Genomic DNA, 12781 nt, shown 5'->3' with positions numbered 1-12781 from the left:
GGTGCGGCGGCCGCGCGCAACAGGAACACAACTGACGAAGATCGGCCCGCGAACGGAGCCGGTATTTGTGTCCTCCTCCCAGATTGTCCGCACTCTGAGATATTCGGCGGCTGAGGCATCACCACCGGAACGGCTCCGGTTAGGTTCGCCAGACCGAACAGGGTTGCCTGACAGCCGAGTTGAGCGACGCCTCGTTCGCTCGCCGCCCCGGCCGGCCCCCTTGTGGCCGGGCCGCCTGCGCCCTGGCCACAGGTGACGTGCGTGAAGAGCGGCGCGGCACCCTGAGAAGGGAGTGCCCACGTGTCAGCAGTACCGGCTCCTCGCACAGTTACCCGGATCGCGGGTCCCGCCCTTCCGGCGATCTCGTTCGCGGCACGTCTGCCCGCCGCGATCTGTCCCACCGCCACCCTCCTCATGCTCACCGAGCTCAACGGCATCGGCACCGCGGCCGTCGCCGCCGGAGCACTGTGGACGGGGCAGGCCGTCGGGGGGCCGTTCCTCGGCCGGTACGCCGACCGCCGCGGCCACCGCCCGGTCATCCTGGCCGCCTCCGTCGCCAACGCCGTGGCCATCGCCGCCTTCGTCGCCTCGGCACTGGCCGCGATGCCGCTCGCGGTGGAGGCCGCGCTCGCCGCCGTCGTCGGCCTCACCGTGCCGCAGATCGGTCCGCTCTCCCGTACGCGATGGGTGGTCCTGACAGAACCCGCAGCCGGCGAGAACACCTCAGGAAGGGCCGAGTTGACCCGTCGCGCACTCTCCTTCGACACGGCTGTCGACGAAGTGAGCTTCATGGCGGGACCGGCCCTCGGCGGCGTGATGGTCGTCCTCATCCACCCCGTGGCCGGACTCGTCCTGGCCGGAGTGCTCATCGCCGTGTTCGGCACACTCTTCGCCCTGCATCCCACCGCGCCCCGGGGAACACCCGCCAAGGACGCCGCCGGCGCCCGGCTGCTCCTCCCGGCCCTGCTGGCGCTCTTCACCATGGCACTGCTCCAGGGCATGATCCTGGGAAGTGCCAACGCGGGTACGAGCGCGCTCGCCGCGCACCTCGGCGACACCGGCACGGCCGGCTTCGTCTGGGGCGCCATGGCCGTCACCAGCTCACTCGCCGGCCTGCTCATGACGATGCGGCCGAGCAGCCTGGAGCTGACCCTCCAACTGCGCCTCGCCGTCGCCGCGCAGGCGCTCCTGCTGCCGGCCCTCCTCGGCGTCGGCAGCTTCCTCGGCGCGACAGCGGCCCTCGCGGCCATCGGCTGCGCCGTGGCCCCGCACCTCATCGTGCTGTTCACCCTGGCGGAACGCGTCGCCCCGATGGAGCGCATGGGGGAGGCCATGGCGCTCCTCGGCAGCGGCCTCATCCTCGGCCAGGGCGTCGCCGCGCTGGCTGCCGGACAGTGGGCCCAGCGCTCCGGTCACCACAGCGCCTTCCTGCTGACCTGCCTCTGCGGAGCGGCGGCACTGGTCGTGGCTCTCGCCTGCGTACGCCCCCGGCTCGTCGACCGGGACCCCGCCGCCCGCGTCCGCGTACCGGAGCCCGGGGAGATCGCGGAGGAACAGCGCGAGGGCGCGTGACACAGCGGCCGCCGACGCCGTCTTCCGTGACCAGCGGCCCACTTCTCCACGACCACCTGCCCGGCCACTTGCCTCCCCGGTGGCCCGTCCGCCCGGCCGGTACTCTTCCGGGGTGACGGAGCACACCGGGCAGGAGGGGCGGCGGCCCACGAACGACGGGCCGAAGGCGGCCGCCCGCAACCGGGCCGCTCTGGTCGCCGCCGCCCGGGAGATCTTCTCGGAGCACGGCCTGGAGGCACCGCTGTCCGCGGTCGCCCGCAGGGCCGGGGTGGGGCAGGCCGTTCTCTACCGGCACTTCCCGGACCGGACCGCCGCCGTGGCCGCGGTCCTGGAGGAGAACGTGCGCCAGGTCGAGCAGACGGCCGGCACCGAAGGAGTGGCCTTCGCCGATGTCCTCGGCGTGCTCACGTGGCACCTCGCGGAGTCGGCGGCCTTCATCGGCCTGTTACACGCCGTCCGGGCGGGCGACCGGTCCGGCATCCGGGCCCACGCCCTGGCCCTGTCCGCCCGCGTCGAGAGCGCCCTGCGCAGACACCTGCCCGCCGGGCACCGGCTCAGCGCCGGGGACGACCTGGTGCTCTCGGTCGCCATGGTCTCCGCGGCCGTCACCGGCGTCACTCGTGAGGAGCGGGAGCGGCGGGCGCTGGCGGCGTGGCGGCTGCTGGGCGTGGATGTGGGAGCGGTGCGGCCCTACGGCGGTTGAGGGCCGGGATCAGCCGCCGTTGGACTGCCGGATTCCGGCGGCGAGTGCGTCGAAGGTGTAGAGGTACCCGCCGGCCGGGCCGCTCACCGTCACGTACGCCTTGGTCCCGCCGGGCGTGATGGCCACGTTCGTCGCCGACTCCAGTCCCTTGTCGCGCGAGGGGATCTCGATCGTCGCCAGCCGGTCGCCGTGCCTGTCGTACACGGCCATCGCCGCCCGGCCGTGCAGCCCCTGGTACAGGTTGCCGTCGGCGTCCACAGCGATCGAGTCGGTCTGGGCGATCCCGCCGTCGACGCGGATGGCGGTGTGACGGGATGCCGCTTTCCCTTCCCCGTCCAGGAGCAGGTAGGAGATCCGGTTCTCGGTGAGCTCGCTGAACCACAGCCCGCCGTAGTCCAGGTCGAACGAGATCCCGTTCGGCGCGGCGAGGCCCTTGGCCAGGACGGTGGCTCGCGTGCCGTCGCGGCTGATCCGCACCACCCGTCCGTCCGGTTCGCCCTCGGACATGCCGCGTGCGTCGCTGACGTACAGATTGCCCGCCTCGTCGAAGGCGATGTCGTCGGGGTTCATCGGGGCCCCGTCGACCTTGCCGGAGAAGAAGGTCTGCCTGTCGCCGCCGCCGGGGGCCAGGCTCACGATCTCGCCGTGGGCGAAGTCGCTGAGGTAGAGCCGGCCGTCGTAGGGGCTGAACTGTGCGGAGGTGTAGGCCCCCCGGTCGTCTGTGTGGACCGTCCGGACGGTCCTCCTCCCGACGTCGACCCGCATGACCTTGGGCCCGCCGGCGGGCGCGGTGACGTCGACGACGAAGAGGCCGCCGTCCTTGCCGAACGTGGGGCCTTCCAGCAGCGCCCTGCCGGTGTCGCCGGGCACCCGGGCGAGCTGCATGAACTTCTGCGCGTGGATGGTCCTGCCCGCGCCGGCGGGTGCCTCCGCCGCAGGCGCGGAGCCCGCGCTCTCCGTGCCGCAGCCCGTGAGAACCAGCGTGCCGATCGTGGCGAGCGCGGCCAGGGACCGGGCCGTATGCCGTTGCATGGGGATCACTCTTCCTGTCCGCCGCGTGGGTCGCGCAGCCGACGTCCCATGACGCGCCGGGACGCCAACGCGCCCTGGCCGCATGCCGACGAGGCACCGGAACCCAACCGGACAATGCTGTCCGGTGTTGTTACCGTAGCGGATGTCCGCTTGGACGGAACGACCCAACCGCTGAGGAACGAGACCCCACATGACGAACCCTCACCTGACGCATGCTCACGAGCCGGTCCCCCCTGATCTCGCCGCGCTGAGGCGCCGCTACCGCCTCGAACGCGAACGGCGGGTCCGTCCGGACGGTGCCGCCCAGTACCGCGACACCGAAGCCGAGTTCGGCTACTACGCCGCGGACCCTTACATCGAGGAACCGGTGGAGCGCGCCCCGCTCCAGGACACCGTCGACGTCGCTGTGATCGGCGGAGGGTTCGGCGGCATCCTCGCCGGGGCGCGGCTGCGGCAGCAGGGGGTGGAACGGGTCCGGGTCGTCGAGAAGGGCGGCGACTTCGGGGGCACCTGGTACTGGAACCGGTACCCGGGTGTCCACTGCGACATCGAGGCGCACGTGTACCTGCCGATGCTCGACGAGACGGGGTACGTGCCGGAGTGGAAGTACGCCCCCGGCGACGAGATCCGCCGCCACGCGATGCGGATCGCGCGGAAGTTCGACCTCTACGCGGACGCACTGTTCTCCACCGGAGTCACCGGCCTGACCTGGGACGAGGCTTCGGGGGAGTGGATCGTGGCCACGGACCGCGGCGACACCTTCCGGGCCACGTACGTCGTCACCGCCACCGGTACCCTCACCGACCCGAAGCTTCCCGGGATTCCCGGGATCGAGGACTTCAAGGGCCACACCTTCCACACCTCCCGGTGGGACTACGCCTACACCGGAGGCACCCCCGAGGGCGGCATGAGCGGCCTCGCGGGCAAGCGGGTGGGCATCGTCGGCACCGGGGCCACCGGGGTCCAGGTCATTCCGATGCTGGCCCAGGACGCCGCACACCTCTACGTCTTCCAGCGCACCCCCTCCACCGTGGACGTTCGGGGCAACCGCCGCACGACCCCCGGGGACGTCGGTGCCGACCGCGAGGGCTGGGCCCGCGAACGGCGCGAGAACTACCTCCGGATCGTCTCCGGTGAGAGCGCGGAGACGGACCTCGTGGCCGACGCCTGGACCGCTTCGGCGGGACTGCTGGAGAAGCTCCTGCCCAGTTTCCGGCGCCAGGGCGACCGCGAGCCCTTCGAAGCCGCCTACGAGGCGTCCGACGCCGCCAAGATGAACGAACTCCGCTCCCGCGTCGAGCAGACGGTCACCGACCCGGAGACGGCCCACAGGCTCCAGCCCTGGTACCGCTACGCCTGCAAACGCCCCACCTTCTCGGACCTGTACTACCCGGCGTTCAACCGGGCCGACGTCACGCTGGTCGATACCGCGGACACCCACGGCATCGAGCGCGTCACCGCGGACGGAGTCGTGGTCGGCGACACGGTGTACGAACTCGACTGCCTCGTCTTCGCCACCGGGTTCAATGTCGGGACCTCCGGCATCCACTCCGGCAGGCTCCCCGTCCACGGCCGGGACGGCGTCCAACTGCTGGACCGCTGGGCGCGGCAGGGCCCGCGCACACTCCACGGCCTCACCAGCAACGGCTTCCCCAACCTGATCCAGCTGGGCCCCCTGCAGAACGCCAGCAGCGTCAACTTCTCGCACATCCTGGACGAGCAGGCGGTGCACGCGGCAGCGCTCGTCGCCGCCGCCGAGGCAGCGGGTGCCCGCATCGAGCCGTCCCGCGAGGCCGAGGACGCCTGGCTCGCCACTCTGGCCGCGGACGCCCCCGACCACGAGTGGTTCCACGCCGAATGCACCCCCGGCTACTACAACGCGGAAGGCCGCGGCCGGCGCAACGGTCCGGGCGGCTACCCGCACGGCGCGGTCGCCTTCCACCAGCTGCTGAAGGAGTGGCGCGACACCTCGATGGGCGAAGTCCTCCGGCCGGGGACCACTCCTCGCGCCTGACCCGGACCCACCGGTGGGCCCCACAACGCACGACAGCGCCCGGCGAAATACCGTCGCCGTACGGGGTGCCTGCCGGCCCTCATGCCGGCCCTTCCCGGCACCCCGGCCCCACTCATCGCCACACCTCTGGAGGACCACCCATGACCACGCCCCCAGCCGAGCCGGGCACCGCCCCCCACGCACCCCGGAGCGTCATCGTCACCGGAGCCGCCTCCGGAATCGGCAGGGCCGCCGCCCTGGCCTTCGCCGCCCGGGGCGACCGCGTCCTGGCCGCCGACGTCCACACGGAGGGCGCGGAGGAAACGGTCCGTATGATCACGGCCGCCGGGGGTGTCGCCCTCGCCGCCGTCGGCGACCTGGGGGAGCAGCGGGTGGTGGACGCGCTGGTGGCTCGTGCGGTCGACGAGTTCGGCGGGATCGCCGTCCTGGTCAACAACGCGGGCATCATGGACCGCATGTCGGCGGCACACGAGACCGACGACGCGGAGTGGGAACGGGTACTGCGGATCGACCTCACGGCTCCCTTCCTCCTGACCCGCGCAGTGCTCCCGCACATGCTGGCCGCCGGCACCGGATGTCTGGTCTTCACCGGCTCGGAGACGGGCCTGCGCGGCGGAGCCGCAGGAGCCGCGTACACCGCCGCCAAGCACGGGATCACCGGGCTGGTGAAGAACCTGGCCGTGATGTACCGGGGGCAGGGCATCCGGACCAACATGATCGCCCCCGGCCCCACGGCGACCGGCATCAGTGTCGACAGCCGCCCTGACGCGCACGGCCCCGCGCTCATCGGCCGGCTCATCGGTACGAACATCGGCCGCCTCGGTTCCGCCGCTGAACAGGCTGCCGCGATCGTCTGGCTCGCCTCCGACGCCGCCTCGTTCGTCAACGGCGCGATCCTCCCCGTGGACGACGGCTGGTCGGCCGTCTGACCCCGCGGCCCCACTCCTGCGCGAAGATCCGCGGAACGCGCCAGGGTCCGTGAACTGGCCACGGCCCTGCCCGCCGGGCAGTCGGGGCCGGAGCGGGATATGCCGTCCTCCTCCGCAGGGTTCGGTCTGGTGCCGGGCGTTCTCCCGGGGCGTCGGTTCGACGATTGGGCAGGCCTGGTCCGGGCCGGGGTCCATCGGCAGTTGATGAGCGCCATCGCGGGCGGCGGCAAACGCGGAGCCGAGTCGGTCGTCCTGAGTGACGAGCACTCCCGCGACGAGGACCACGGTGACGTCATCGTCCTCACCGGTGAGGGGGCGACGGGTGACCAGCAACTCACCAGCGGCAATGCCGCACTGGCGACGAGTGCGTCCACGCGGGCCCCCGTCCGTGTGGTGCGCCCGATCGCGACCGCCGCCGGCGGCCGGGCCTACCTCTACGACGGGCTCTACACGGTTGAGGACTACTGGTCCGAGCAGAGTCCGGACGGGCGACGCGTGTGGCGGTTCCGCCTCGTCCGACGGGTGCCCGCCGAGCAGGGTGTGGCGGACGGTCCGCAACCCGATGAGGCCGACGGGCCGGGGTCGGTCGGCGCTGTGCGGTCGCCCCTCTCGATCCAGCGCGTCGTCCGCAGCACGGCTGTCGCCAACCTCGTCAAGCGGATCCACGACTTCAGGTGCCAGGTCTGCGGAGTTCGCCTTCAGCTGAGCGCCGGTAGCGCGTATGCCGAAGCCGCGCACATCCGGTCGCTGCCAAGCCCACACGGAGGCGCGGACACGATCGGCAACGTGTTGTGCCTGTGCCCCAACTGCCACGTGCTCATGGACAGGGGGGCGCTGGTCATCAACGACGACCTCACCGTCGTGAGCCGGGCGGACAGCAGCGTGCTCGGCGTCCTCCGCGAGACCGCTGAACACCGGATCGACAGGGAGGCGCTCGCCTATCACCGCACCCTCCACGGGGTAGCTGAGGAAGGCCGAGGCGGAGACGCGTGAGTCGGTTCCTGACGTCGCGTCAGGTGTGGCCGACGCGGTCTGCCGATCACCCTCCTCTGGCAGCGAGTCCAGGCTTGTGTAGCCTCAAAGGCGCAAACGCGGCTTTCCCGCCCTGGAGCGGCCAGCATGGCGATCAGCACATACCTGAGCTCTGCTTGAACCGACATGGCTGTGCGGGATGCCCCTCCACTGTCCCGCACAGCCAGGATCATCACACGAGCTTCTCCGCTCGACTTGTAAGGGTCGGCCTACCTTTCCGTTCCCTCCTGTATCGCCGCCGACGGTGATGTCAGCCCGTTACGGTTGATGAACCGCAACTGGATAACAGGAATTGGCTCGCTTTTTTTGGAGGGCTTCCCTATTGGCGTCCGTCCGCCCACGTGCCCTTGAATAGTTCTTAACAGGGCGCGGCTAAGCGATCGTGTGCGAGTTGGAGTCGCATTCGCACGTGGTACATCCGATCCGCAGCCGGAGAATGCCCTGATGAGTCGGCGAAACACCGTGAGGCGAGTGCGGATGGTCCAGAGTCGGTAGCGTGGCGGCTTATCGGTACTTTACAAGAGCCCGAGATCGACCGTGATGGGGAAAGGTGCGGTGGCCCTCACCGTGCCGGTGAACATCTCGCCGTCCCGGTAAGCCTTGGTGGCGGGATCGAGGACGTAGGTGTACACGATCGGAACCCCGGTGGCGGCCTGCTCGACCCTCCAGTAGAAGGGGATGCCGGCCTTGGCGTACTGGTCCACCTTCACGATCCGGTCGGTTGTCTCCGAACCGGGCGACACGACCTCGACGACCAGGAGGACGTGCTCGGGGCGGGTAGGTGTGAGGTCGATGGTTTCCGCCCGGTAGACGATGACGTCGGGGCGGCGGTTGGTGAGGGGGACGTCCTGAAGGCGGACGTCGAAGTCGGTGTCGGCGTTCCAGTCCGGGCCCGCGGCGGCGTCCAGGGCGTTGGCCAGGATGCGGGCCAGCCGGTTGTGGCGCTTGGAGGCGTTCGGGCTCACGACGACCATCCCGTCCACGATCTCGATGCCGGCGCACTGCTCCTCGGACCAGGAGTCGTACTGCTCCGCGCTGATCTGCGTGTGCATCCACGCGGGCGCCACCATCTCGGCGGTCATGGCGTACCTCCTTCGAGGAGCCTCGGCAGTCCCGGCGCTGCTGGGGTCAGCCTACCGTCGGCCGACGGTAGGCCGCCGGACTTCGGCAGGGCGCACCACCCGCTTCACCTGCCCGTTCGCCCGTCGTCCCGTGGCGCGCGGGTGTCCTGGGGGAGGGTGCGCGAGGATTGGGGCCATGGCCAACCGACTTGCGCAGACCGTCTCCCCGTACCTCCTCCAGCACGCCGACAACCCGGTCGACTGGTGGCCGTGGTCGCCCGAAGCCTTTGAGGAGGCGCGCAGGCGGGACGTTCCGGTGCTGCTCAGCGTCGGCTACTCGGCCTGTCACTGGTGCCATGTGATGGCCCATGAGTCGTTCGAGGACGACGACGTCGCGGCGTATCTGAACGAGCACTTCGTGCCGGTCAAGGTCGACCGGGAGGAGCGTCCCGACGTCGACGCCGTCTACATGGAGGCCGTGCAGGCGGCGACCGGGCAGGGCGGCTGGCCGATGACGGTCTTCCTGACCGCCGACGCGGAACCCTTCTACTTCGGGACGTACTTCCCGCCCGAGTCCCGCCACGGCCTGCCCTCCTTCCGGCAGGTGCTCGAAGGCGTCGTCGCGGCCTGGACTGACCGGCGCGACGAGGTCGGGGAGGTCGCCGGGCGCATCGTCCACGACCTGTCGCAGCGCTCCCTCGCGCACGGCGGCGAGGGGCTGCCGGCCGAGTCGGAGCTGGCGCAGGCGCTGCTCGGGCTGACCCGGGAGTACGACGAGAAGAACCGCGGCTTCGGCGGCGCGCCCAAGTTCCCGCCGTCGATGGTGATCGAGTTCCTGCTGCGCCACCACGCCCGTACCGGCGCGGACGGTGCGCTCCAGATGGCGGCCGACACCTGCGAGGCGATGGCCAGGGGCGGGATGTACGACCAGCTCGGCGGCGGCTTCGCCCGCTACTCGGTGGACCGCGAGTGGATCGTGCCGCACTTCGAGAAGATGCTCTACGACAACGCGCTGCTGTGCCGGGTGTACGCGCACCTGTGGCGCTCGACCGGCTCCGAACTGGCCCGGCGGGTGGCTCTGGAGACCGCCGACTTCATGGTCCGGGAGCTGCGTACGGCCGAGGGCGGCTTCGCCTCCGCGCTCGATGCCGACAGCGAGGACGGGCAGGGCAAGCATGTCGAGGGCGCGTACTACGTCTGGACGCCGGCGCAGCTGCGCGAGGCGCTGGGCGAGGACGACGCCGCGTTCGCGGCCGAGCACTTCGGGGTGACCGAGGAGGGCACCTTCGAGGAGGGGTCCTCGGTGCTCCAGCTGCCGCCGAAGGGACCGCACCACCCGCCGCGCACCGGTGAGGTGGTGGACGAGGCGCGGGCCGCCGACGTACGGGCCCGGCTGCTCGCGGCCCGGGAGCTGCGTACCCGGCCGGGGCGGGACGACAAGGTGGTCGCCGCGTGGAACGGGCTGGCGATCGCCGCCCTGGCCGAGGCGGGCGCCTACTTCGACCGCCCGGACCTGATCGAGCGCGCCACCGAGGCCGCGGACCTGCTGGTGCGGCTCCACATGGGCCCGGTCGCCCGGCTGGTCCGGACGTCCAGGGACGGGCGCGCCGGGGAGCACACGGGTGTGCTGGAGGACTACGGCGATGTGGCGGAGGGCTTCCTCGCGCTGGCCTCGGTCACCGGCGAGGGGGTCTGGCTGGAGTTCGCGGGCTTCCTGCTGGACATCGTGCTCCAGCACTTCACCGGCGAGGGCGGTCAGCTCTACGACACCGCGGACGACGCCGAGAAGCTGATCCGCCGCCCGCAGGACCCCACCGACAGCGCCACCCCGGCCGGCTGGACGGCGGCGGCCGGGGCGCTGCTCTCGTACGCCGCGTACACCGGATCGGAACCCCACCGCGCGGCCGCCGAGCAGGCGTTGGGCGTGGTGAAGGCACTCGGGCCGAAGGCGCCGCGGTTCATCGGCTGGGGGCTCGCGGTGGCCGAGGCGCTGCTCGACGGCCCGCGCGAGGTGGCCGTCGCCGGGCCGGTCGGCGGTGAGCTGCACCGTACGGCGCTGCTGGGACGGGCGCCGGGCGCGGTGGTCGCGGCGGGGGAGACGTCGGGCTCGGAGTTCCCGCTGCTGGCGGGTCGTCCGATGCTGGGCGGAGCGCCGACCGCGTACGTGTGCAGGCACTTCGTGTGCGACGCGCCGACGACCGACCCGGCGGTGCTGGCCCGTGCCCTCGGGGATGACGGGGCATGATCCAAACGAGAGGGCCTAGAGCAGCAGGCCGCCCTCCAGGGTGTCCAGAGCGTCGTTGATCATGGCGATCAGGTCGCCTTCCTGGTCGTGCTCGCCCCAGTAGAGGGTCACCTCGCGGAGCGCGCCGAGCACCGCCGCGATGAAGATCCGGATCTTCAGGTCGTCGGCGCTGCGGCCGGTGCGGTCCGCGAGGACCTGGGCGAGGATCTTCGCCGTGTCCGACATGGTCTCCGTCATCCGCGCCCGGATGGCGGGGACCTCCACCATCAGCCGGGTGCGCTGGCGCAGCTCCTCGTTCTCCGTCTCCATGAACGACGTCAGTGACTCGATCATCATCAGCCGCACCGACAGCAGGGGCGCCTCATCGGCCGGCCGGCTCCGCAGCGAGGCTTCCATCACCGGGTCGTACTCGTCGGTGAGGACGATGTCCTCCTTGGTCGCGAAGTACCGGAACACCGTGCTCGGCGACACCTCCGCCGCCTGCGCGATCTGCTCGATGGTCGTCGCGTCGTACCCCTGCTCGGCGATCAGCCGGTACGTCGCCTGCCGGATGGCGACCCGGGTCCTGAGCTTCTTGCGCTCGCGCAGTCCCAGCGGGGGCTGCGCGCCGGGCTCGGTGAGGGAAGGGGTACGGGGAGTGGCGGCCATGGTCGCCATTGTCAGGCATCGACGGGGGTGGCGGCCACGTCGGCGGGCTCGTCGCGTCCCGGCTTCGTGCCGGGCAGGAGGGCCGCCACCAGCAGGGCGCTGACCAGGGCGGTGGCGCCGATGACGAGCAGGACCAGGCTCATGCCGTGCAGGTATGCGGCGTCGGCGGACTCCGCGAGGCGCTGTGCGCCGAGCTTCGCCGCGACGGCGTGGGCGGCGACGACCGAGTCCCCGGCGGTGTCCGCGGCGGCGGCCGGCAGCCCCGTCGTGTCGAGGCGGTCGCCGTAGGCACCGGCGAGCAGGCTGCCCAGCAGGGCGATCCCGAGCGCGCTGCCGGTCTGGCGCACGGTCATCAGCAGACCCGAGCCGCTGCCCGAGCGGTCCGGGGGCAGGGCGGCCAGCGCGGCGTTCATGGCGGGGACGACGGCGAAGCCGAAGCCGGCCCCGGCGATGGAGAGCCACAGCGCGGTGAAGCCGTAGCCGCTGTCGACCGTCGTGCGGCTGCCGAGGAACGCGGCGAAGGCGAGCACGACGAGCCCCGCCGACATCGCGGCGCGGGGCCCGAAGCGCGCGTTGACCGGGCCGCCGGCCCTGGTGGCGACGATCAGCCCGCCCATCATCGGCAGCATCCGCAAGCCGGTGCCGAAGGCGTCGTTGCCCAGCACGGCCTGGAGGTAGCCGGGCAGGATGAACATCAGCCCCGCCAGCACGAACATCACGAGCGTGGCGGCGAGCGTGCTGAGCAGGAACGTCCGCTGCCGCAGCAGGGGCAGGTCGAGCATCGGGCGGGGTGCCTTGCGCTCGCGCATGACGAGCGCGGCGATCAGGGCCGCGCCCGCGGCCAGTACGGCCAGGATCAGCGGGTCGCCCCAGCCGCGGCCCGGTGCCTCGATGACCGCGTAGATCAGCGTGCCGAGGCCGGTCGCGGTCAGCGCGGTGGAGACCGGGTCGACCCGGGGAGAGGCCGGGTCGCGGGTCTCGGGGAGCAGGAACACGCAGGCGGCTATGCCGATGCCGACCATCGGGACGTTGACCAGGAAGACCGAGCCCCACCAGAAGTGGTCGAGCAGCCAGCCGCCCAGGATCGGGCCGAGCGGCAGGCCGAGCGCCGAGGCGGCCGAGACGATTCCGATGGCCTTCATCCGGTCCTTCGGCTCGCCGAACAGCGAGGGCAGTACGGCGATGGCGAGCGGCATCACGAGTGCGCCGCCGACACCCATCACACAGCGGGCGGCGATCACCGTGGACACGTCACCGGCGAGTGCGCCGAGGACCGAGCCGACGAGGAAGACGCCGAGCCCGGCGATGAGCATCCGGCGGCGGCCGAAGCGGTCGCCGAGCAGTCCCGCCGGAAGCATCAGCGCGGCGAACACGACGACGTACGCGTCGGCCATCCACTGCTGTGCTCCGGTGCCGGCGCCCAGCTCACCGGCCATCGTCGGCAGCGCCACGTTGAGGATCGTCATATCGAAGCCGAGGACGAGCGTGCTCGCCACCAGCGCGCCCAGGGCCCACCAGCGTCGGTTCATGTCCTACTCCTTTGAG

The 12781-nt window shown here is 71.6% G+C and carries 10 protein-coding genes; 6 read left to right on the top strand and 4 right to left on the bottom strand.

Annotated features, from left to right (window positions below):
- Window positions 1–300: 300 nt before the first annotated feature.
- Window positions 301–1572: an MFS transporter gene (locus ACGFU6_RS13315; RefSeq protein WP_393610478.1), complete on the top strand. Its 1272-nt coding sequence runs from the start codon at window positions 301–303 to the stop codon at window positions 1570–1572.
- Window positions 1573–1684: 112 nt separating this feature from the next.
- On the top strand, window positions 1685–2275 hold the full coding sequence (locus ACGFU6_RS13310) for a TetR/AcrR family transcriptional regulator (protein WP_393610476.1): 591 nt from the start codon (window positions 1685–1687) through the stop codon (window positions 2273–2275).
- Between the two features lie 9 nt (window positions 2276–2284).
- Here ACGFU6_RS13310 and ACGFU6_RS13305 read toward each other — a convergent pair whose 3' ends face one another.
- Window positions 2285–3307 carry an SMP-30/gluconolactonase/LRE family protein gene (locus ACGFU6_RS13305; RefSeq protein ID WP_393610475.1) on the bottom strand — a complete coding sequence of 341 codons (1023 nt, stop codon included), beginning with the start codon at window positions 3305–3307 and terminating at the stop codon, window positions 2285–2287.
- Window positions 3308–3497: 190 nt separating this feature from the next.
- Between ACGFU6_RS13305 and ACGFU6_RS13300 the strand changes: the two genes are divergently transcribed.
- From ACGFU6_RS13300 to ACGFU6_RS13290, 3 genes are all read left to right on the top strand, one after another.
- A complete protein-coding gene (locus ACGFU6_RS13300; RefSeq protein WP_393610473.1) occupies window positions 3498–5321 on the top strand; it encodes a flavin-containing monooxygenase in 1824 nt (607 codons plus the stop codon).
- 140 nt (window positions 5322–5461) lie between these two features.
- A complete protein-coding gene (locus ACGFU6_RS13295) occupies window positions 5462–6250 on the top strand; it encodes an SDR family NAD(P)-dependent oxidoreductase (RefSeq protein WP_393610471.1) in 789 nt (262 codons plus the stop codon).
- Between the two features lie 99 nt (window positions 6251–6349).
- Entirely contained in the window at window positions 6350–7243 is an 894-nt protein-coding gene (locus tag ACGFU6_RS13290; protein ID WP_393610469.1) for a YDG/SRA domain-containing protein, read from the top strand.
- A gap of 554 nt (window positions 7244–7797) precedes the next feature.
- On the opposite strand, the gene ACGFU6_RS13285 is transcribed toward ACGFU6_RS13290, so the two are convergent.
- The gene (locus ACGFU6_RS13285) at window positions 7798–8364 is read right to left on the bottom strand and encodes a Uma2 family endonuclease (protein WP_393610467.1); all 567 of its coding nucleotides are present in this window, start codon (window positions 8362–8364) and stop codon (window positions 7798–7800) included.
- A gap of 175 nt (window positions 8365–8539) precedes the next feature.
- Here ACGFU6_RS13285 and ACGFU6_RS13280 point away from each other — a divergent pair, with 175 nt between their 5' ends.
- Window positions 8540–10588 (top strand): thioredoxin domain-containing protein, encoded by a 2049-nt coding sequence (locus ACGFU6_RS13280; protein ID WP_393610465.1) that lies wholly within the window; start codon window positions 8540–8542, stop codon window positions 10586–10588.
- A gap of 15 nt (window positions 10589–10603) precedes the next feature.
- On the opposite strand, the gene ACGFU6_RS13275 is transcribed toward ACGFU6_RS13280, so the two are convergent.
- Entirely contained in the window at window positions 10604–11236 is a 633-nt protein-coding gene (locus ACGFU6_RS13275) for a TetR/AcrR family transcriptional regulator (protein ID WP_393610463.1), read from the bottom strand.
- 11 nt (window positions 11237–11247) lie between these two features.
- Window positions 11248–12765 (bottom strand): MFS transporter, encoded by a 1518-nt coding sequence (locus ACGFU6_RS13270; RefSeq protein ID WP_393610462.1) that lies wholly within the window; start codon window positions 12763–12765, stop codon window positions 11248–11250.
- Window positions 12766–12781 lie beyond the last annotated feature (16 nt).

Origin of the sequence: Streptomyces sp. NPDC048462 (assembly GCF_043200175.1) — a bacterium.
Classification (GTDB): domain Bacteria; phylum Actinomycetota; class Actinomycetes; order Streptomycetales; family Streptomycetaceae; genus Streptomyces.
Note: the sequence above shows the minus strand (reverse complement) of the source record. Positions and strands in the feature narration are given on the sequence as shown.